This is a genomic window from Pseudoalteromonas sp. SWYJZ12 (assembly GCF_015864395.1).
GTDB lineage: Bacteria > Pseudomonadota > Gammaproteobacteria > Enterobacterales > Alteromonadaceae > Pseudoalteromonas > Pseudoalteromonas arctica.
The window spans coordinates 136,544-157,556 of the sequence record NZ_JADYXH010000003.1 but is presented as its reverse complement, the minus strand read 5'-3'; the positions used below and the strand labels follow the sequence as shown (position 1 = coordinate 157,556).

At 34.8% G+C, this 21,013-nt stretch carries 18 protein-coding genes; 4 read left to right on the top strand and 14 right to left on the bottom strand.

The annotated features are described in order from the left end of the window. Positions 1–422 precede the first annotated feature (422 nt). The 14 genes from I6F42_RS05110 to galU form a co-directional block, all read right to left on the bottom strand. Positions 423–1,412 carry an acyltransferase family protein gene (locus I6F42_RS05110; RefSeq protein ID WP_024609249.1) on the bottom strand — a complete coding sequence of 330 codons (990 nt, stop codon included), beginning with the start codon at positions 1,410–1,412 and terminating at the stop codon, positions 423–425. A 4-nt stretch (positions 1,413–1,416) separates the two neighbouring features. Then, positions 1,417–2,163, bottom strand: a complete 747-nt coding sequence (locus I6F42_RS05105) for a WecB/TagA/CpsF family glycosyltransferase (RefSeq protein ID WP_197151262.1) — start codon at positions 2,161–2,163, stop codon at positions 1,417–1,419. Between the two features lie 14 nt (positions 2,164–2,177). Continuing rightward, a complete protein-coding gene (locus I6F42_RS05100; protein ID WP_197151261.1) occupies positions 2,178–3,374 on the bottom strand; it encodes an aspartate-semialdehyde dehydrogenase in 1,197 nt (398 codons plus the stop codon). After that, complete coding sequence (locus tag I6F42_RS05095; protein ID WP_197151260.1) at positions 3,375–4,502, bottom strand: glycosyltransferase family 4 protein; 1,128 nt, start codon at positions 4,500–4,502, stop codon at positions 3,375–3,377. Further along, a complete protein-coding gene (locus I6F42_RS05090) occupies positions 4,477–5,532 on the bottom strand; it encodes a glycosyltransferase family 4 protein (RefSeq protein ID WP_197151259.1) in 1,056 nt (351 codons plus the stop codon). Before I6F42_RS05090 ends, I6F42_RS05095 begins: the two co-directional genes overlap by 26 nt. A 12-nt stretch (positions 5,533–5,544) precedes the next feature. Then, positions 5,545–6,657 carry a sugar-transfer associated ATP-grasp domain-containing protein gene (locus tag I6F42_RS05085; RefSeq protein ID WP_197151258.1) on the bottom strand — a complete coding sequence of 371 codons (1,113 nt, stop codon included), beginning with the start codon at positions 6,655–6,657 and terminating at the stop codon, positions 5,545–5,547. A 4-nt stretch (positions 6,658–6,661) separates the two neighbouring features. After that, positions 6,662–7,927, bottom strand: coding sequence for a phenylacetate--CoA ligase family protein (locus tag I6F42_RS05080; protein ID WP_231616308.1), 1,266 nt, complete (start codon positions 7,925–7,927; stop codon positions 6,662–6,664). A 94-nt stretch (positions 7,928–8,021) separates the two neighbouring features. Continuing rightward, positions 8,022–8,516, bottom strand: coding sequence for a serine O-acetyltransferase (locus I6F42_RS05075; RefSeq protein ID WP_197151254.1), 495 nt, complete (start codon positions 8,514–8,516; stop codon positions 8,022–8,024). Between the two features lie 215 nt (positions 8,517–8,731). Next, the gene (locus I6F42_RS05070; protein WP_197151252.1) at positions 8,732–9,934 is read right to left on the bottom strand and encodes a VpsF family polysaccharide biosynthesis protein; all 1,203 of its coding nucleotides are present in this window, start codon (positions 9,932–9,934) and stop codon (positions 8,732–8,734) included. Further along, the gene (locus I6F42_RS05065) at positions 9,931–11,346 is read right to left on the bottom strand and encodes an oligosaccharide flippase family protein (protein WP_231616307.1); all 1,416 of its coding nucleotides are present in this window, start codon (positions 11,344–11,346) and stop codon (positions 9,931–9,933) included. The genes I6F42_RS05070 and I6F42_RS05065 overlap by 4 nt, the downstream gene beginning before the upstream one ends. Then, entirely contained in the window at positions 11,343–12,494 is a 1,152-nt protein-coding gene (locus I6F42_RS05060; protein WP_197151250.1) for a VpsD family glycosyltransferase, read from the bottom strand. The genes I6F42_RS05065 and I6F42_RS05060 overlap by 4 nt, the downstream gene beginning before the upstream one ends. A 115-nt stretch (positions 12,495–12,609) precedes the next feature. Next, the gene (gene wecC / locus I6F42_RS05055) at positions 12,610–13,860 is read right to left on the bottom strand and encodes a UDP-N-acetyl-D-mannosamine dehydrogenase (RefSeq protein WP_197151249.1); all 1,251 of its coding nucleotides are present in this window, start codon (positions 13,858–13,860) and stop codon (positions 12,610–12,612) included. Between the two features lie 23 nt (positions 13,861–13,883). Next, the gene (gene wecB / locus I6F42_RS05050; protein WP_010554185.1) at positions 13,884–15,020 is read right to left on the bottom strand and encodes a non-hydrolyzing UDP-N-acetylglucosamine 2-epimerase; all 1,137 of its coding nucleotides are present in this window, start codon (positions 15,018–15,020) and stop codon (positions 13,884–13,886) included. A gap of 30 nt (positions 15,021–15,050) precedes the next feature. Further along, positions 15,051–15,950: a UTP--glucose-1-phosphate uridylyltransferase GalU gene (gene galU, locus I6F42_RS05045; RefSeq protein WP_197151248.1), complete on the bottom strand. Its 900-nt coding sequence runs from the start codon at positions 15,948–15,950 to the stop codon at positions 15,051–15,053. A 292-nt stretch (positions 15,951–16,242) separates the two neighbouring features. On the opposite strand from galU, the gene I6F42_RS05040 reads away from it, so the two are divergent. The 4 genes from I6F42_RS05040 (at position 16,243) to I6F42_RS05025 (ending at position 20,916) form a co-directional block, all read left to right on the top strand. Continuing rightward, a complete protein-coding gene (locus I6F42_RS05040; RefSeq protein WP_010554183.1) occupies positions 16,243–16,938 on the top strand; it encodes a transglutaminase-like cysteine peptidase in 696 nt (231 codons plus the stop codon). Beyond that, the gene (locus I6F42_RS05035; RefSeq protein ID WP_197151247.1) at positions 16,922–18,925 is read left to right on the top strand and encodes an EAL domain-containing protein; all 2,004 of its coding nucleotides are present in this window, start codon (positions 16,922–16,924) and stop codon (positions 18,923–18,925) included. The genes I6F42_RS05040 and I6F42_RS05035 overlap by 17 nt, the downstream gene beginning before the upstream one ends. A gap of 23 nt (positions 18,926–18,948) precedes the next feature. Next, on the top strand, positions 18,949–19,500 hold the full coding sequence (locus I6F42_RS05030) for a hypothetical protein (RefSeq protein WP_197151238.1): 552 nt from the start codon (positions 18,949–18,951) through the stop codon (positions 19,498–19,500). Positions 19,501–19,599: 99 nt separating this feature from the next. Continuing rightward, a complete protein-coding gene (locus I6F42_RS05025) occupies positions 19,600–20,916 on the top strand; it encodes an O-antigen ligase (protein ID WP_197151235.1) in 1,317 nt (438 codons plus the stop codon). The last annotated feature ends 97 nt before the right edge of the window (positions 20,917–21,013 follow it).

The window sequence follows — 21,013 nt, the reverse complement described above, 5'->3', positions numbered from 1 at the left end:
AACAAAAAATACAACAAAAGTACCAATAAAAACAAATTTTAAACATTTGAGATTAAAATATCAATGATTTACGATTAATAAAAGATATTAAACAGATGAATTTTAAAATTACCAATACTAAATAACTACATAATGTTACTTTTTACACCAGGTATTTAACCAATATAAATAATCGCATTAATAAATATAAATTTAATTAAACAATCTGGTTTTAAGTTGAATAAGTCGAGCAATTAAGATATGTGTAGTCCACAGCGATAACTAACATAAAAACAACAGCTAAAATGACCTTATCACACAATTAACCTGCCCTTAAGACCTGACATTTGATCGCACTTTAAAACTCAAATTAACTTAAAATTGTTTTAATGATTATTGTTCTTCCTCTAGCCAAATAATTACCCATACTCAATAATAATTACTTATAAACCAATAGCCCTTGGCGCATTTTTTTTAAGGTAGTAAAAAACATACTTGCAGAGCAAAATTGCGACAAACGTGTTTATATAAGGAAGTAAGGTATACAGTAGGGAATCATCTGCTAATGTCTTACTTTCAAATTTCTGTAAAAACCTGAAAAAAATCAAATGTAATGGGAAGATAACTATTGATGATAGAGCTAATTTTTGAAGCAGTAAATTCTGTCCCAAAAGCTTACTTATTAGAAAAACAATTGCAATACCTATAACTGCAATTATAGGATAGAAAATAGAATTGAAACCAAAATTAAGCTCTCTCATGTCTACACGTCCATTGTAGATCGCTAAAAAGTAAAAAACAGGTAGTAATATCAACAAAAAGCTAAGGTTGAAGGTTTTTTTTTCAAAAATACAACGATTTAGTATTTCTGTAGACTTAATGTATTTTCCTAGTTGAAAAAATAGCATTCCTGCGATTGCTGAGTCTACACTCCAAGGTAGACGTCCGTGAACTGGATAGATAACTCCTAAATAAATGATGTATACAAAAATAGAGAAAAATAAAGAAACAGTTATTTTTAACCTAGTGAAAAACGTAATCTCAGCCAAAAATATTACAATTAAGCAAGGAAAAAACCAAAGAACCCCATTAATATGAAAACTATCAGCCTTTGAGGTCACTACCCTAAGCAATGGATCAAACCATGGCATTTCACTAGCTTGACCATTACCAAATAAGCTCAAGGGAAGCCAGCATAAATACGATATACAAAAGAAAAATAAAAATGGAATTACTAATCTTTGAATAATTTTAAGAAACTCTACTTTGTATAAACTTTTTTTAAAAAATAAATAACCTGAAAGAAAAAAGAACAAAGGCATGTGAAAGGAATATATAAGAATATATAAATTTTCATCTAACCAAGCGGCATGCCCCAGCACTACAAAAAAAATCCCTAGTGCTTTCATATTATCAATGTAGTTTATGCGCATAAGATTAACTAGCTATTTTATTTTTAATTAATAGAAACAAAAATTTAGAATTTGTCATTAAGTAACGTTTCCACATTCGACCCGGTTCTTGCATAACTCTATAAAGCCATTCTAAGCCCGCATTTTGCATCCACAGTGGTGCACGGTTAACTTTACCGGCAACCACATCAAATGTACCGCCTACTCCCATAACAAAATCAACACCTAATTTGTCTTGCCACTTATTGATAAAGTTTTCTTTTTTGGGTGAGGTAATTGCTACAAATAATAACTTTGCACCTGATTCACGTATTTTATTTACAACAGCTTCCTCATCATCCCCCTCTTTATTTCCAAAGAAATAACCATCATGATAGCCAGCAATATTTAAATTAGGGTTTTGTGCTTTAACTACTTCCACTGTTTTGCTTACAATTTCTTCAGTAGCGCCGAGTAAAAAAACAGGAAAATCTCGTCTGGCACTCATGGCTAACAGCTCATGGAATAAATCAACACCAGCAACACGTTCTGGTACATCATGACCTAAAAAGCGGGCCCCAAACACGACGCCCATACCATCTATATTTATTAAATCGCACGCTCTTACTGAATCAGCTAAAACAGGATCTTTTTGCATGTTCACAATTTTTGCCACATTAACTACCACGTGCTGTAAAAATTGCTTTTTCTCTATTCTACTTTCAATAAAAGAAACTGTTTCTTCCATTGTTGCTATATCCATAGGCGCTTTTAAAAATTCAATACGTTTCATTGCTGTGTCCGCTTTTAAAGTTGTTCAATAGCCGCACTTTTTGTGCTGTTCATTTTTTTACGATTAAAATAAGCAAACGAATAATAAACCCACGCTTGGGTCCAACGTATGTAGTTTATTTTATTAGTAAAAAGCTTATTTTTTTGATAAATAAAACGCTGCTCTTTTGATAGGTACAGTATTTCAATAGATCGATTTATTATTTTTTCAGCCATAGCAAAGTCATCGACTGTTTTACCTACTTTTAATAACGTAAAAATAGCTTGCGACACATTATGCATGTCTAATGGATAACGGTTGTTATTATAATATTTAGCGGTACCGTCTTTTTCGAATAGGTGCTCTTTATAATATTGTAATCCTAGCTTAATAGGCTCTTCAAATTCATCTGTATTTAGAGCATCACTTAATAAGCGTAATGCTTCTAAATTGTAGCCGGTGTGAAAACCGTCTATAAATTGATGATGATGGCGAGCGCCATAAACCCAAGAGCCATCAGCTCCCTGACCTTTTACTGACTGACGCGCAGCATTTAAAGCAAGCTGCTTATAATTTTCATTGCTTGTAAGTGTAGCCACTTTTGCTACCCATGCAGCGCCCCATAGACTTGCGTTATGTACAAATGTATTTTCACCTGGTATGTAGCCAAAAAACTGTTTATCATCACTTTCTTTGTATAAAGTTTTAACTATAAAATGAGCACTATCAAGTGCTGGTTCTCTATATTTATTTTCGCCGGTCACTTCACTTAATGCGTATAAAGCTTGTGCCACATAAATAGTGGTAATAACGTTGGGCTTACCCTTTGGCACAAAAAAAGCGCGGGCATTCCAGTCAAAATGATATCCCCAACAGCTATGTAACCAAGTAGTTTTATCGCTTTGTTGGGTAAGCAACCAGTCAGCAAGTTCTTTGGCTTCATCTAAATATATTTTCTCATTTGTTGCTTTATAGTCTTCCAATAAACCTAAAATAAATAAACCAATGCCTTTTGGGTTTCGCATTCTAGGTACCCCCAGCAAAGGCCTAATATTTATTGCTAATCGCTTATTAAGTTGAATAAATGCGAGGCCAAATATGCCAGTTTTTAGTTTTGGGAAAAAGTTAAATAGACGACTATTCAGCCCATCAAATGGGTCCTGACCAGCATAACTACTTTCCTGCGCAGACTTTAAAATTTGCTTTTTACATTCAGATAAATTTTGGTTCATTTAAATAGCACCTAAATCTTTGTAAATTTTTATTATTTGAGGAACAACCGTATTTGGACTGAAGTTTTCTAAATACTTTATAAAAGCCTTGTTTTGCATGCTTTCAACTTTTTCTGGTGATTCAATAGAAAAGAGCATTGCCTTAACTAACGCATTTGTGTCACCTGCATCAATTAATATACCTTCCTCATTAGATGTAATTGCGTCAGGTATACCACCCGCCCTTGAAGCAATTACAGGGATTTTACAAGACATTGCTTCAAGAACACCCATAGGAAAACCTTCGTTGTAACTTGGAAGTACATATGAGTTAGCTTTTTTCAAAATCTCAAGCTTTTCATTTCCAGAAATCCAGCCCAAAAATTTCACTTCATTTTCAATACTTAAATCACGAACAATTTGTTTATACTTATTTAAATCACCATCTCCGCCAAGCAAAAGTCTGGCGTTTGGATGTAACTTTAAAACTCGAGAAAAAGCAGATATAAGATCAGCTACTCCTTTTCGCTCTCCTAGGCGACCTAAAAAAACAAAGTTAAAATGTTTTTCTACTTTTGTTTCAAATATAGGAAGCTCAGGTACTGCATTATAGACCACAAGACCTTTACTTTTATCTAACAAAATAGAGTCAATCCAATCTAACCATTGTGTAGATAGTACAATGACTCTATCAGCCATATTAAAGGTGTTTTTAATATGATTTTTTTTAGCATCATCACATTCATTATTATAAAACTCTTTAAACTCAGCGCCATGAAGGTGTATTATAATTTTCACTTTAAAAAAGCAAACAATACGGGTCAAGATAGACTTTCTTTTATAGCTACCTCTTGAAGCTAAATGAATATGAACTAGGGTAATATTAAAAAAAACTAAATTGTATAATAATTTTAAAATACAAAAAGAAAATGTGACCAGTTGAAAAAATAAATTAAAATTATTATAGTTACTATGACTAGTTATCAACTTTGTATTCGTATCTTTATAAAAGCCTGCCTCATCTAAAACTTTTAGAACACTTGAAACTCCACCTTTACCCTTTATATCAGTGGCTATTGTTAAATTGTACTTCTTATTCAATGAAACTCTCCAAAATACTCTACTAATTATTTGTTGTAAGCTTTGCATAAAAAGCTGAGAGCTCCTTAGCTACTACATCGTCTTTAAAACACTCTAAAAACTTACCCTTGGAAGTCTTTCCAAATTGGATTCGCTTGTCTATGTTATGTGTGAGCTCATTCAATGCATCAGAAATTTGCTCTATGTTACCTGGTTGTACTAACAAACCATGAACATTGTGTGTAATTGCATCTTCTACTGCACCTACGGGTGTTGTTATAACAGGCAATCCTACGGACATAGCTTCGAGAATACTCATAGGTAGGCCTTCAGCATAACTTGGTAGTACAACAACGTCAGTGCGAGATAGTAGCTCCAGTTTTTGTTCTTTATCGATCCAGCCCAAAACTTCAACTTTGTCTGCAATTTTTAATGTGCTACATAAATCATGGATTTCTTGAATGTTGCCATTACCTGCAATTAATAAACGAGCATTATCGCAAGATGACAATGCAAAAGCATTTAACAAATCTTTAATGCCCTTACGCTGTGATAACTCTCCCATAAAAGTAAAGTTGCAAGTATCGTGTTGTACTTTATTTAATTTAATTTCAGGAACTGGGTTGAATAAAACATTCCAATTTCTATCCGTTAATCGCTCAAACTCTTTTACCCAACTAGATCCTAAACACAAACATAATTCATACTTTTTAAACGTATTAATTACTCTGCTTTTTTGTTTACTATTTAAATTATCAAAAAAAATATCCACTTGCGCTGCATGGCATTGATAAATCGTTGGTATGGAAAAAAGTCTCAACCAAAATAAAAAATAACTTTTACGCTGAAAACTTCCTTTTAACGAACCATGTATATGCGCAACATTAAATCGTTTAAATAATAGTAAGAAAGGAAAATATATTGCCGAAATTAATAACGAAAAGTACTTATTACCCCGCCCACTTGGGTTGTGAGAGTGAAAATACTCTATATCATGCTCTTTATTTAAAAAATCATTATTCATAAATGTGGTAACTACTGAGGCAACACCACCCTTAGCTTTATTAGAAACACTAATGACTAAAATTTTACTTTTCAATTTTATAATCCCTTACAGTTTTACCGTATAATTTTCCATAAACTTATTTTTCAACCCCCCTAATGCGGACTGTAATCCATCAATACCAAATAATGTATTGATTTCAATCACTACAATTCCATTATTTGTTATAGCAATATCCCAGCCGGTTAAATTCAAAATTATATTTTTATTAGCAAGTTCTAATATTTCATTTTGAATATTTAACCAATTAGGAATTATTAAATCTTTAAATTTAAAACCGGAGTCTGGGTGCTCATAAAAACGGGATAAGCCATATTCATGTGTCGCATAATCTCTAAAAGCGTGACCGGTTAGTAAATCAATACCTATAACAAGGCCTCCTGCAGATGTATTGTCTATTTCACTACCCTTCGACCCCATTCTTAGCGTTGTAGCTATTATCTCTACTTGCCCTTGAGCATTTCTTTTTGTAATAACCCTAAGAGTGTTTACACTGTGAGCATAGACGGCTGCAATATCCAAATGTTGAGCAATGGCCTCTTCAATAACAAAATCGCCAATCAAGCCTCTTACATAACTGAAATTTAGACCCATACCTTTAATTTTATAAGTCTTGTCTTGTTTTTTAGCAATTAAAATTCCGCTACCCCCGCGCCCATTTGCAGGTTTAATAAATAATTTAGCACTATGGGAGGAGCTTAATAATTCTGCAAAACTATCGTTATTTAGTGCAATACCTTTTGAATTAAAAATATAGTGAGTCTTTTTCTTAGCTATGACATTTGCCGTTGGGAAGTTCATTCCATCAAACAACACACCCATTACTATTTTATCTTCTACAATATTAAGTAATGCTTTAGAGTTATCATACTGCGGAAATATAATCTTATAAAAATAATAACTAGGTATAAATTGCTTCATCTCATCGATGGTCAACGTACAGTTAGCTGAGTAAAAATCATGATTGAAATATTGCAAAGGAAAACACCCCCAATACTTTTTCAATGCTTTAATTTCGGACTTAATTACAGCAATGTCTTTTTTATCCGTAGATTGCTTAAAACGCTGCATGTTAGTTTTGTACCTATAATTAAATTTAATTAAATAAAGACACCTAATTTTTTCTATAACTGTATGTTTTAATAACTGCAACATGTTCATATTGCTACCTTTGCAATTCACAAATAGCTTGTCTCATTTTACCATTTTTAGTTCTAATAAAATCATTAACTACAGTTATAGTGACTTCCATCTTATGGCCTAACCGCTCTTTAATATTAGTAATTAGTTTTAAGCGCTCAGAGTCGATAAAATCTGAATTACAAGTGACTAATACTTCTATTTTCATTAGCTCTTTTTGAATGAATTGAGTACCTAATAAACCATTAACTCCTTTAGGTATATGATTTAGTATATGTACCTTTTGACCATCTTCAGCGACCAAATAATCGCCAACTCTGCCTTCAATAGAATCCACTATTGGAAATACACGACCGCATGGACAAGCTACTTCTTCAGACAATATAACGTGATCCCCAGTTTTATAACGTATAAGGGGATAAAGCGAGTTGTTAAAATTAGTGCCAACAATTTCTGCTCTTTCCTTACCTTCTTCAGTTTTTCCTGCAGGGACTAATTCTACATGGGAATAGTCTGTTAATATGTGATAACGGCCATACTCACAACTGGCGATAGCAGCGACACGTTCAAAAAGTCCATACCAGTCAAATACTGTACATTGAAACCTTTTTTCGACTAATATTTTATCTTCTTTTGCCAAAGACTCCGATGAGGTAACTATCGACTTCAATACACCCGGATAATATAAATCATTAGCATCTAAGTATTTTGCAAGTGTGACTATTGAAGATGGGTATGCTTGAATTATCTGCGTATCAAAATCAGCCATCGCTTTTATATAACTAGATAAATGTTGCTGACTCATATGAAATGAAGAAAGCATAATCATATTTTCAAAATAAGAGTAACGCCAAAATGGCGCTTTTTTTTGATTTAAAGGCACGATCATATCGCCCCTTATCCATGCTCTTTTATCGCCTGCAGCAAAACCGGCCCATTCTAGATGACGCGTAACAAAAGCTTGTTCTCGAATGATAGATTCCATACTTTGCTTGATTGCTAGCGGTGTTCCAGTTGTGCCGCTAGTCGTCCCGGTCACAAATACGCCTCGATTACTTCCCACTAAAAAATCATCGGCTCTATCTTTTACATCAAACTTACTTATTAGTGAAAACTCAGCTAGATCAACTGGTATACCTTTGACATCACTTTTGTAAAAAGGTACATCAGCCTGTGCCTTCTCTAGAACACTTGTCAACCGAGAATCACTAAACTCTTTAATCGTTACTGGGTCATATTCATTATATTTAATTATTTTTAATACAGCTAACTGACTCTTACCTTCACGCATTAACTTCCTAGCTAATGCCCGAAGAGATAACGAAAGGTTCTGGATAAAAATGGGACATTGCTGATATATATTGCTATTAAACATTTTATTTCCTTTATTTTGTTACCATGTATGGCGCTATATCATCCAGGTAGCTTTCATTTTTAAATATGTCGTATTCTAACTCATCAACTCTACCGATAATCTTTGCTGGAATTCCACCAACTATGCAACCTGTAGGTACACTTTTTGTAACTACAGAGTTTGGAGCTACAATCACTTTATTACCAATTATAACTGGCCCTACGATCACACAACCAGGCCCAAGGAAAACATCATCGCCAATAACAGGAACACGTTTATAAGGCCCCTTACCTACAACTTTACAACCAATACCAATGCGACAACGCTCTCCAATTTTAGCTTTATCAATAATTACAACTCCAATCCCTTTAACGACAAGAAAAGACCCTTTACCTATATCTGCATTAGCAGGCACTTTAGAGCTGTAAAGTATAAAAATAATCAGCTGCATAACTTTAGGAACAAAAGGTATATTCTTTAGGTAAAACCACCTAGCTACTCTATAAAACATTATTGCGTTGGGCATTATTGAACCTCTTTTCGATAATATAAATTCTGTTATATAACCATTATGAACATTTGGGCTTCACTTGTTATAAAAACACATTGAAACTTATGTGAAACAGGTGTCCCTTTACAGTACATACCTATGATAAATATGCTAATTTCATAAATTTACATTTAATTTTATTAATAAATGCCTTACAGTCCCTAAACAATATTGAATAATATGATATAAAACTATTTTCTATTTCCTACTGAACGGCTCAGGTACATTGCACTAAATAAAAACAATAAAGCTGGGGTTTTAGTTGTTAATGCATTATTGGTCACAGAAACAAAGAGGAATACAATTAGTGCAACATTTACTCCCATATTATTTTTTGCTAGCAGCCTCACAGGAACTCTGTAACAACTTAGGAAAAGTAACAATGTACCAATCAATCCGAAGTTAACAATCCAGCCAATAATATAATTTTCAATAACATTTATCCCAATATAGAAGTCAATATTTTGCTTAAATGATGAGGATGCTCCAAATACCCATTCAGTAGGGCTTAATTTGTCAAGTAGAATATATACATTGAACCTTGCCTCAGCACTCTTATCAACATGCAGCTTACTCAATATACGCTCACCTATTGGTGTTAATGTAATAATTAGCGTAGTAAATATCAGTACAAAGAAAGTGAGAGCTTGTAGGATAGCAAAGTGTAATTTCGATATATAAACCCCCTTAGCAATAAAGGTACGTATTTTAGGTGTAACTAAAAAACATACACCTAAAATGAATATGCCTGTTGCAGCTCTTCCACCAAAGGCAAACAAGGCTAAAACTATTACAGCAAAGTAGACTAAAGCTGGGATCCGAGTATGAAACATTAAAATGGGTACTAACGCAGCGGTAATTAGTGCATTGTTAAGAGGAAAACCCAAAAATGCGGTTGACCGAAAGTGACTAAAACTAGAAAACTCAACTGCAATCATTGTTTTTCCTACTATAAATTCTAATATAGCAATCATTGCATTTATAAATACAAGATAGGCTAATAGCTTTAGTAGTTTATTTTTATGATTATCATTTAACTGACTTAATAGATAAACAGCTAAAAGTGGCGTTACCATAGTGTTGAGCAAATAAGCCATACCAGACGTACCTGAAGTATATAATCCATACACTATAACAATGGCTATACTCAATAAGCTGGCTAACCATGCATTGGTTAGCTCTTTAAGATTTTTTAAAGGCGTATTTATTCCTTTTCTAAATGTAAAATAAACAACGGTAAGCATTAAAATATAGGTAGATATGTGTATCTTTATTAAGGGATTTCCCCCTTCTGAAACATACTTTATGCCTAAATTTTCAAGCAAGTACCCACCTAAAATAAAAGAAGATAGAAAAGTAAAAAGCATTATTTTAAATATATTCTCACTTTTCATTTATTTAACACCCTTATTCTACATTTATTGTAATTAAGCAGAGTGAGTATAAGTAAAAATATACATAAGCCAATAATTACATCAAGAATAATATTTAAAATCGGCATATTAATTACTATAAAATTGTGTATACGAAGTTTAGGCAGAAAAAGAGCCATACATGCTGTTGAAAAAGCAATTTTATATACTTGCCTTGGGATAGTGTATTTATACCCTTTTTTAATAGATAAAAATAATGTGACGCTAAAGGATGAAATGCTGGCAATTAAAAAAGCACTTGCTGCCCCAATTAAGCCGTAAAGAGGGATTAATGTAATTAATAAAGAAAGGTTAATTACTAAAGAAAAGATACTAATCCTTGGGAGATACTTAGTATTTAAAGAAAATTGCAAACCATGATCTATATAATGCGCTTTTAAATTAACAACAAATACCCCCGCGCATAAAATATAAATAATTATCGAGCCTTGAGATAAGTACTCTCTACTAAGTAATAACTGTGTTATCGGTTCTGCTAATACACAAAAACCGACTAAAGCAGGCATTGCAATTAAGCTTAATAATGTTAAGTACTCTCCATGGGCTTTGTAAAGTGCAGCTTTATCGTTTATTTTTTTTGTTAACTCAGGGTAACTAGGTAAAGCAACAACCATAAAAATAAGTGCACCAATACCAAGTAAAATATTTGAAATAGCCGCGTAAATACCTGTTTGTGCTAAGTTAAGGTGATCTGCAATAAAGTAACGATCTAACCGACTTGATATAGCTGCTACCAACCCACTTGCCATTAATGGTAAACCATATGAAAAAATAGCCTGGGCGTCAGCAGTTCTAAGTTTACTTATACTAAACTTTAAAGGTTTAAATACGATTGAACCCGCAGCAATATAACTTAAAAATAAGGCACATAGTGCAGATAATGTATCAGGATAAAAAAACAACAATCCGCCTGTAAATACTATAGACATTATGGATTGAGTTAGTACAGCCATCCTATATTGATTTAAACGTTCCATAACTCGTGCTAATTCTAAATAGAACAGATAAAAAGCTTTCGTTAAAAATAGTAAAAATGTAGTTATAAAAGTGTAAAACGTTAATAAATCAGTTAAATACAAACCTAAAATGACTAATGCTAGTGCAGGTAACGTAGAGCAAAAAATGATTGAAGTGGCTATAGCAGCAAAGTGTTCATGCTCTTCTTCTTTTTTACTAGGAAGTAAACGCAACATACTAGAATTAATCCACTGGGCTGCCACTGCCCTCACAACTTCTACCGTAAGTAGCATTAAGGCCAACATACCATATTCAGTAGTTGTTAATAGCTTTGTATGAATACTAATTAAAGCGAAAACACTTATTGCTGCAAATATTTGAACAGGTGCATATTTTAATAGTTGTTTAAGCATCATTTAACTTCATCTATAATTTTTATATATAAATCACTGTATTGTTCAATAATGCATGCAATATTAAATTTAGTTTCGAGAGTGCGTTTCGAGTAGTCTACGTTATGCTTTAAAACAAGATTATTAATTTTGTCGGGGCTCAACGAGTCTGAGAAATATAAAACCCCCATTTTTTCAAAGAAAGCTTTCTCATCTTCAAGTATGCCAACCTCAGTGGCAACTAGAGGCAGACCAACAGCTAACATCTCTAAAGGAGCTAAGCCAAAGGTCTCTTCGCTAGAAGTAAAAACACCTAAATCAGCATTAAGGTATTGCTCAACAATTTGGGTTTTGTTTAGCTTACCTAAAAAGCTCACTTTTCCTTCTAAGCCCAAAGAAGTCACCTGCTTTTTAAGTTGCTCAGTGTATAGTCTATCGGCGGCTGGCCCGATAATAATTAGAGAAGACCCAAGACCACTTTTGACTAATTTATTAAACAAAACGATAGAATCTTCGACTCTCTTTCTTGGTGTTAATAATGCACAGGTCACAACCTTTATTTCTTTTCGTTCACGTTTTATATAATCAGCTTTAAAATATTCTTGATCAATTGGGTTATGAACCACTTCTGGTTGAAAACCATCTTTTAGTAATGCTTTCTCTAACTGCTTACCAACAACAACTACATAATCCTTTCGGTTTTTCACTATTTTAGGAATAACTTTTTCATGTAATAAATTGTTTATTAGACCAACATTACGACGGGCTATTTTTTTATAACTATGAACAGTTACAACAGCCTTTCCTTTGTAGCCGCAGCCCAATAAAAAGCTCCAAAGATGTGTATGAACTAAATCTGGCTTGAGTAATTTTAATAATTTACGAATATGCCAATTTTGCCAAAGAATACCTGGAATTTTTAAACCAGTTTGCTTACTAGATGCTGGCAACCAAATAAAATCCACGTTATCGGCTAAGTTAATAACTTCACCTGTGTAGGATGTTTTACTCTGCGGATCGAGCCCAATGATAGTAAACTTAAAGCTAGTGTCAGAATGATTAACCAAATATTCGGCAAACATTTGGCAAACACTGTCTACCCCACCACAGTTTTCTGTACCCCACTCATAAGTTGAGAGGGGCATAATCAATACTACATGTTGTTTAGGCATAGCTCTTCTTTATAAAACAGATTACTAAATTTCTTATTAACAAAAGATCTACGTTGCATGCAGAATCTCCACATAAATTACTTTTAATTAATTTACAGGCAATCATCTTGGCTTCTTAGATTATCCCGCGTGTATCAATAACAACTTTTGAGGCAAATTCTGTTTTATCTGCTGCTTTAAATTGTTTGTGATCTACTAGCACTACTATAATATTAGCTTGCTCTAATGCTGTTTCTAATGTTGTAAGCTCTACACCTTTTGATGAAAGCTTTTCAGGTAATTCTTGTATATTAGGTTCTACTGCTAAAATTTTACCTACGTTTTGTGTGGCTAGCTCTTGTACTATTTGTAGTGCAGGGCTTTCACGCAAGTCGTCAATATCAGCTTTAAATGCAAGCCCTAAACACGCTATAACTGGGCGTTTAAATTCGTCAGCGGCTTTAGCTATTTTACTTATTACGTAATGCGGTTTTGCATCATTTGTTAAACGCGCTTGTTTAATTATTTTTGCTTCGTCTGGGCAGCTAGCAACAATAAACCAAGGATCAACAGCAATACAGTGTCCACCAACACCCGGGCCTGGGTTAAGTATATTTACGCGAGGGTGGCGATTAGCTAATTTAACTAATTCCCACACGTTAATTTTAAGCTTGTCACAAATTACAGATAATTCATTAGCAAATGCTATGTTTACATCACGAAATGAGTTTTCTGTTAGTTTTGCCATTTCAGCTGTACGTGCGTTTGTTACGATGCATTCACCACGCACAAATGTTTCATATAATTTTACTGCTTTTTCGCTACACGTTTTACTCATACCACCTATAACACGGTCGTTAGATACCAGCTCTTGTAGTACATAACCTGGTAATACGCGTTCAGGGCAATGTGCGACGTTAATGTCGGCTGCATCGCCTTTATCTTGAGGGAACGATAAATCAGGGCGTGCTTCGCTTAACCATTTTGCCAACTGCTCTGTTGCACCTACTGGTGAAGTTGATTCTAAAATGACTAAATTGCCTTTTTCGAGTACAGGGGCAATAGTTTTAGCTGCAGATTCTATGTAGCTTAAATCTGCTTTATGATCACCGCTTTCGCTATGGATAAATGGTGTTGGTACTGCAACCATAAATACATCCGCTTTTTCTGGAACCGTTGTTGCTCGTAAGTTACCTGTAGAAACAACACCGCGTACAATAATATCTAAATCAGGCTCTACAATATGTATTTCACCAGCGTTAATTGTATCAACCGCTTTTTGATTTACATCTAAACCAATAACGTTGATCCCTCTTGAGGCTATTACAGCTGCTGTTGGTAGTCCTATGTAGCCTAAACCTACTACTGATACTGTTTTAATTGTCATTACAAAATCCTTTAAAAAACGTTTTATTGCACGTTAAAGTGTTGTTTAATTTTTGAAATAATACGCTCACACGCTTTCCCATCACCATATGGATTATGTGCTCGGCTCATTGTTTGGTAATCAGCTTGATTTGTTAGTAGGTTTTTAACTTCAGCTATAATTCGATTTTTATCGGTGCCTACTAATTTAACTGTACCTGCAGCAACTGCTTCTGGACGTTCAGTTGTATCGCGCATTACTAAAACAGGTTTACCTAAGCTTGGTGCTTCTTCTTGTACGCCGCCTGAATCGGTTACTATTATGTGGGCTTTACTCATCAGGTATACAAATGGCAAGTAGTCTTGAGGTTCTATAAGCTGTACGTTTTTAACGTCTTTTAAAATACGATTTACAGGCTCACGTACATTTGGGTTTAAATGCATAGGGTAAAGTACTTGCGCCTCTGGATGTGCAAGTGCTATTTCTGCTAGTGCTTCGCAAATACGTTCAAAACCACCACCAAAACTTTCTCGTCTGTGGCCTGTTACTAAAATTAACTTTTTACTTTCGTCTAATTCTGGAAACTTTGCTTTTAGTGTACTTATTAATACTTCATCTGTTTTTACTTTATCAACAACTTGTAATAGTGCATCTATTACGGTGTTACCCGTTACAACTATGTCGTTAGAATTAACACCTTCGTTAAGTAAGTTTTGCTGTGAAGTATCGGTTGGTGCAAAGTGAAGTTTTGTAATTGCACCTGTTAATTTACGATTACCTTCTTCTGGCCAAGGAGACCCTAAATTACCTGTGCGTAAGCCAGCTTCTACATGCCCAACCGGAATTTGCTGATAAAAAGCAGCCAAGCTTGCTGAAAGTGTTGTACTTGTATCGCCATGAACAAGTATTAGGTCTGGCTTAAACTCTTCCAAAATAGGTTTCAAGCCCAAAAGAATATTGGTGGTTACATCGTATAAACTTTGGCCTGGTTTCATTATGTTTAAGTCGTACTCTGGTACAATTTCGAACAGGTCTAAAACTTGATCTAGCATTTCTCTATGCTGCGCTGTAACACATACTTTGGCTTCAATACCATCAGCTAAGTTTAATGCTTTTACTAATGGCGCCATTTTAATTGCTTCAGGGCGCGTACCAAAAATACTTAATATTTTAATAGCCATGACTGTCCTTAATTTAAATAATTTAATTTATTAATTACTTGAAGTAAGTAATTCTTTAACTCGCCCGGTAAACTCTTCACCCCTGTGGCTTGATTGCATTGCGTACTCAATATTAGCCAGCATATATCCTAACTTAGAACCACAATCATGTGATTTACCTTTTAAGTGGTAGGCTTCTAGTGTTTCTAAGTGGCATAATTGTAATAAAGCATCAGTAAGCTGTATTTCACCGCTCGCACCTGGTGGGGTGTATTCAAGCAAATCCCAGATAGCGGTAGATACAACATAGCGCCCTGTAATAGCTAAATTACTTGGCGCTTTATCGTTATTCGGTTTTTCGACCATGTTTTTAATTGCAGCATTTTCGCCTGCGTTTATTTTTTTACCGGCTAAATCAACCACACCATATTGATGCACTTGCTCTTGAGGCACTGGCTCTACCATTACCTGGTTGAAGCCTGTTTTATCGAATCGATCGATCATTTGGCTTAAATTGTCAGTTTTTGAATTTGATTTATATTTATCGATAATTACATCGGGTAGCATTATCGCAAATGGGCTATTACCCACAATTGGACGCGCTGCTAAAACCGCGTGGCCTAAGCCTAGTGGTGCTGATTGGCGAACAGAAACTACCGTTACATCTGTTGGTACTATTGAACGAACCTCTTCTAGCAGACTACGTTTTACACGTGCATCTAGCGTGGCTTCTAGCTCAAAGCTAGTATCAAAATGGTTTTCTATCGCGTTTTTTGAGGCGTGTATAACAAGGACGATTTCTTTGATGCCAGCGGCTACGGCTTCATTAATTACGTATTGAATTAAAGGTTTATCTACCAGAGGGAGCATTTCTTTAGGAATGGCTTTTGCGGCTGGTAACATACGCGTACCAAGGCCTGCTACAGGTAATATTGCTTTTAAAACTTTCATTTTAATTCCTTTCATTATTTTGCTAACAGCAAAAAAAGGAATAACTAAAGCTGAATCCCTTTTAAGCGCTTCACGAGCCTTGTGAAATTGCTATTATACACAACACAATAATGCACTCAATAATTAAAGAGCACTTTTTGATTGTTTTTTTGTTAACGCTATGTTGCACTAAGTTCGATTGCATCGCACTATTTCACTACCTCATACTTTTTGGTGATCTACCTTTTCAAAGCTAGCAATACTATACTAGGCTTGCTTAGTTATTTGGGAACACAGACTTAAAGGAACATTTGTGCGTTTAGGGTTTTGCATTTTATTATTAGTGTCTTTTTTTGTATGCGCACAAGATATGCTTTTGCATTTACGCAATAGCGATATAATTGCGCACGCTCAAAAACAGTATGGTGATGAAGGCCATAAACGCATTAAAAACTGGTTAAGTTTTATTGATGAATCGGCTGATAAAAGTGAATGGCAAAAAATACATTTAGTGAATGACTTTTTTAATAAGCACATTAAATACAAAACAGATGATGAACTTTGGCACCAAAAAGATTATTGGGCCACTCCGCTTGAAAGTTTAGGCGTGGGCATGGGGGACTGCGAAGACTACGTAATTGCTAAATACTTTACGTTAATCGCGCTAGGTGTTCCTGAAGATAAAATTCGTTTAATGTATGTACGCCAAAAAACAGTTAATCAACCTCACATGGTGCTTATATATATTGAGACACCTAATCAAATCCCCTTTGTTTTAGGCAATTTTAATACTAAACTACTACCCGCTAATAAACGCCCTGATTTAACACCTATCTATAGTTTTAATGGCCAAGGTTTATGGTTAGCCAAATCAAAAGGGTTAGGCAATAAAGTAAAAAATAGCCGTGGTGTTTCTGCCTGGAACACCATGCTAGAGCGAATTGAACAAGGTGAGCTTGCGCCCGCCAAAAGTGATAAAGGAACACCGAGTTATGTCTCGACTTTTTAAAAATGGATTGAGTTTAAAAACCCAAGTATATGGCCTTATTATATTGATTTCGGTACTTTCATTTTTTGTACGCGTAATTACTGATGTTGATACCACTCGCCAATACTTACAAACGCAAATGGGTAGCCACGCGCAAGATACAGCAACAAGCTTAGGGCTTTCTATTTCACCCTACCTTGAAGAAGATAGCTTAATGATTGCCCAAACCATGGCAACCGCTATTTTCGACTCAGGTTATTACAAACAAATAAAATTTACTAACGCCGATAGTAACGTGGTATTTAACCTAACAAGCCCAAAGCGCGTTGAGTCTGTACCTAATTGGTTTATTACAGCAGTAAAGCTCAACGCCCCGACTATGCAGTCAGAATTAAACAATGGCTGGATTATGGCTGGAGTGCTTGAAGTAACAAGCCATGTTGGGCAATCGTATTTAACGCTATGGGAACATACTAAACGCAGCTTTTATGGTTCTTTATTATTATTGGTAGCGTCGCTTGCTGTAGCATATTTGATATTACGTGCTGTATTTAAACCTTTAAAAGCAGTAGAAAACCAAGCACACTTGGTAACGCGTAAACGCTTTACATTAAACGAAGAAATACCTGTTGCGCGCGAGCTGCGTACTGTAACAAAAGCCATAAATAATATGGTAATGAATCTACAAAGCACCTTTGACTCTTTAACAAAGCAAACACAAGCACTTACCGATGAGGTATATGTAGACTCACTCACAGGACTGGGTAACCGCCGTTCGTTTGAAAATCACTTTAACTCAGTGGTTGACACCATTACTAGCGACACTCCAATCACTGCAATGATGATTACTCTCCCCTCACTTGCTAACATTAACCAAACTGTAAGTTACCAAAATGGTGATGAGCACGTACATGATGTAAGCGTTACTTTGCAAAATGTAATTGGTGCTTTAACTAACTCTAAAATATTTAGACTTAATGGTAGTACTTTTATTGCTTTAGTCCCATTCGATATGCAATTTTTAAATAGAACACGCCTTGATATAAATGATGCTTTTAGTCAAAAGAAAAACAGCTTACACGTAAATGGTTTTGCTAACTTAGCGTTAGTAAGTGTTGATAAAGGCTCATCTATTGGCAGTGTACTTTCAGCGCTTGATACCGGCTGTACTATTGGCGATTCGGCTGTAAATAAAGTAGATAAAGATACATTGTTTAGTGTTAAAGAGTGGCGTTCGCTTATTCAGTCAATTATTGCTACTGGTGAAGTTAGTTTTTCGGTGCAGCCCGTTAAACGCACTAACTCACAAAACAAGCAGTGCTATTTTGAGGTGTTTGCTCATTTTACGCATGAAGGCGAAAAGATTAATAATGGCCATTTATTTGCTATGGCCGAAAAGCTTAACTTAACCGAAGAGTTAGACAAAAAAATAATTCGTAACTTTGTAAACGTTAAAGAGCAATACCCTGACGATACATTTGCATTAAATATTAGTAAAGCTTCGCTGTATTCAACTGATTTTATTGAATGGCTTACTCTTTATGCTCACACTAAACCAATTATTAAAACAAACTTGATTTTTGAATTACATGAAATTAGCTTGCTTTATAATGTACATATTGCTTCGTTACATATAGATACAATAAAAGATATTGGTATAAATGTGTGTATTGAACACTTTGGTACTAGTTTAACGTCGTTTAGATACTTACAAGGGTTAGATATTGAATATATAAAAATAGATGGTAGCTATATTCAAGATTTATTAGATAACACCCAAAGCCAATTTTTTATTCAAACCGTTAATAATATTTGTCATGGCTTTGGTATTAAGGTTTTAGCCTGTTTAATTGAAAAACCTGAAACTTTAAAGGTACTTGAAGGTTTAGGTTGCGATGGCGTGCAGGGTAATTTAATAATGCCGCCAACCAAAATAATAAAAACTAATAATAATGGCGTAACTAAAGAGTTTACTTTTTGCGCCGATGCGCTAAAATTTTGTAATTAGATAATTTCTTAAAGGGACACAAGATGAAATCACTTTTATTTGCTAGTTTATTTGTTAGCGTATCTGCCTTTGCAACGTTTCCAGTTTATGCACAATCAGACAACGATGTAATAGTACAGACTGATAACCTTAATACGTTAATTAATATTTTAAATAATGCATCTGCAGATATACCTTCTGAAGAACTACAAAAAAAATTAGTTGCAACTCTTGAGCAGCTCTGTCAGAACACTGCTCCATTAGATTTAGACTCCCCAATAGCTAATGGGACTTGCTCGCCGGAACAACTTGATATAATAATGAATGCAGTAATTGCCGCAATTGGCGTAGATAGTCCATTTATTTCAGACTTTTTAGCTGCGTTAGTAACTGCGGGTGTTGATAGCGATGCAGTAACGCTTGCCGCGATTACTGCTGGAGTTGATGCCACAATAGCTTCGGAGGCCACTGCAGCTGGCCCAACTGAGCCTACAGCACCAGCTGGCCCTGTAATTGTAAACCTACCAACAACCCCACTACCGCAAGGTGCTGGCGGTACTGGTGGCGATGCAGGTATATCTGAAGTCGGCAACTAACCGTTATCTAAATAATAAAAATGCGGCCTTTGGGCTGCGTTTTTATTTTAGACCCATTAATTTAAGCTCCTACCTTTTAGCTCCTTGTTTGAGAGTCCTGTGAATCGTTTTATATTTTTTTTACTCTGCGCAATTTTATTTTTGCTGCCCTTACCATTAGGGAGTTACCGCCCTTGGGCAATTTTAGCAATGGGGATATTAATTAGCGCTACCTTTCTCACCCATTTAGTTTACAGCAGTATTAATAACGAGCACCCTTTATACCCACCTTTATATTCTTGGCCCTTATTTACTGTACTCAGTATAGTGGCGGGCGTATGCGCAGTACAAATATTTACCGTAAGTGTGGACCCGTTTCAAACTAAACAAATGCTTATTAAAACAAGTTTTATGATTTTATTTTGTTGGCTATTATTTATTTACTGTAATAGCGAAAAGCGCATTAAAAATTTAATATATGCAATTATATGTGCAGGCGTGTTTCAAGCTTTATATGCCACTTATTTAAATTTATCGCCCGATATTATAAGCCCATTATTTGGCTATAAACATACAGACCGTGCTATTGGCACATTTACCTACTCTAACTTTTTAGCTAACTTTTTAGCTTTATGCTTATGTTTAGGTATTGGCGTTTTAGTTAGCGAATTAAAGCGCTCTACTAGTGATTATAAACACACATTAAAACAAACGCTTCGGGCGTGGGCTGACATACTTTTAAGCACAAAAATAATTTTACGTATTTCGTTAATTATTATCATTGTAGCGTTAATTTTAACGCGTAGCCGTATGGGCAACTCGGCATTTTTTATTGCATTAATGGTTGTTAGCTTACTCGCGTTTTTTATTTACAGGCAAAAACCTAAAGCGTTTAAACTACTTATAATTAGTTTTTTTATAATCGATTTAATTATTATTGGCGCTATATTTGATGTAGAAAAAGTTAAACAGCGTATTAGTGAAACCAGTATTTCATCAGAAACCCGTGACGAAGTAGTACGCGATTCAATACCCCTCATTTTAGATAAGCCTTTATTGGGCTCTGGTGGTGGTACATTTTATACTGCGTTTCCAGCGTATCAGTCTGAGCCTTATTCTGGTTATTACGATAATGCCCATAACGATTACGTGCAGTTTGCAGTAGAGCTGGGGATACCTACTACAGCTGCACTGGGCTCACTTATACTCTATTGTTTGTGGTTATGCATTATGACTATGCGAAAACGTAAAACAGCGCTGTTTCAGGGTGTTGCCTTTGGTTGTGCCATTGCAATTATAGATATGCTGCTACACTCGTTGGTAGATTATTCTTTGCAAGCCGGTGCAAACTCAATATTGTTTATGACTATTTTATGTTTGGCAATATTAAGTAGTAAATTACCCGCATCTAAACGAAGTCGAAAAGAGCATAGTTAAATACAAAGCCAAGTAATTACCTAATATAGAGTGATTAGAAGCTGCGGTTCTCACGCGAGCAAGCTCTGCGTCTACCGCCAAGGTTCAATTTACGGTT

Coding starts and splice junctions, on each gene's coding strand:
- I6F42_RS05095 (WP_197151260.1), bottom strand. CDS start 4,502: ATGCAAAGCTTACAACAAATAATTAGTAGAGTATTTTGGAGAGTTTCA.
- I6F42_RS05110 (WP_024609249.1), bottom strand. CDS start 1,412: ATGCGCATAAACTACATTGATAATATGAAAGCACTAGGGATTTTTTTT.
- I6F42_RS05080 (WP_231616308.1), bottom strand. CDS start 7,927: ATGCGTGAAGGTAAGAGTCAGTTAGCTGTATTAAAAATAATTAAATAT.
- I6F42_RS05105 (WP_197151262.1), bottom strand. CDS start 2,163: ATGAAACGTATTGAATTTTTAAAAGCGCCTATGGATATAGCAACAATG.
- I6F42_RS05060 (WP_197151250.1), bottom strand. CDS start 12,494: ATGCCTAAACAACATGTAGTATTGATTATGCCCCTCTCAACTTATGAG.
- wecB (WP_010554185.1), bottom strand. CDS start 15,020: ATGGCTATTAAAATATTAAGTATTTTTGGTACGCGCCCTGAAGCAATT.
- galU (WP_197151248.1), bottom strand. CDS start 15,950: ATGAAAGTTTTAAAAGCAATATTACCTGTAGCAGGCCTTGGTACGCGT.
- I6F42_RS05070 (WP_197151252.1), bottom strand. CDS start 9,934: ATGAAAAGTGAGAATATATTTAAAATAATGCTTTTTACTTTTCTATCT.
- I6F42_RS05035 (WP_197151247.1), top strand. CDS start 16,922: ATGTCTCGACTTTTTAAAAATGGATTGAGTTTAAAAACCCAAGTATAT.
- I6F42_RS05085 (WP_197151258.1), bottom strand. CDS start 6,657: ATGAACATGTTGCAGTTATTAAAACATACAGTTATAGAAAAAATTAGG.
- I6F42_RS05030 (WP_197151238.1), top strand. CDS start 18,949: ATGAAATCACTTTTATTTGCTAGTTTATTTGTTAGCGTATCTGCCTTT.
- wecC (WP_197151249.1), bottom strand. CDS start 13,860: ATGACAATTAAAACAGTATCAGTAGTAGGTTTAGGCTACATAGGACTA.
- I6F42_RS05075 (WP_197151254.1), bottom strand. CDS start 8,516: ATGCCCAACGCAATAATGTTTTATAGAGTAGCTAGGTGGTTTTACCTA.
- I6F42_RS05100 (WP_197151261.1), bottom strand. CDS start 3,374: ATGAACCAAAATTTATCTGAATGTAAAAAGCAAATTTTAAAGTCTGCG.
- I6F42_RS05065 (WP_231616307.1), bottom strand. CDS start 11,346: ATGATGCTTAAACAACTATTAAAATATGCACCTGTTCAAATATTTGCA.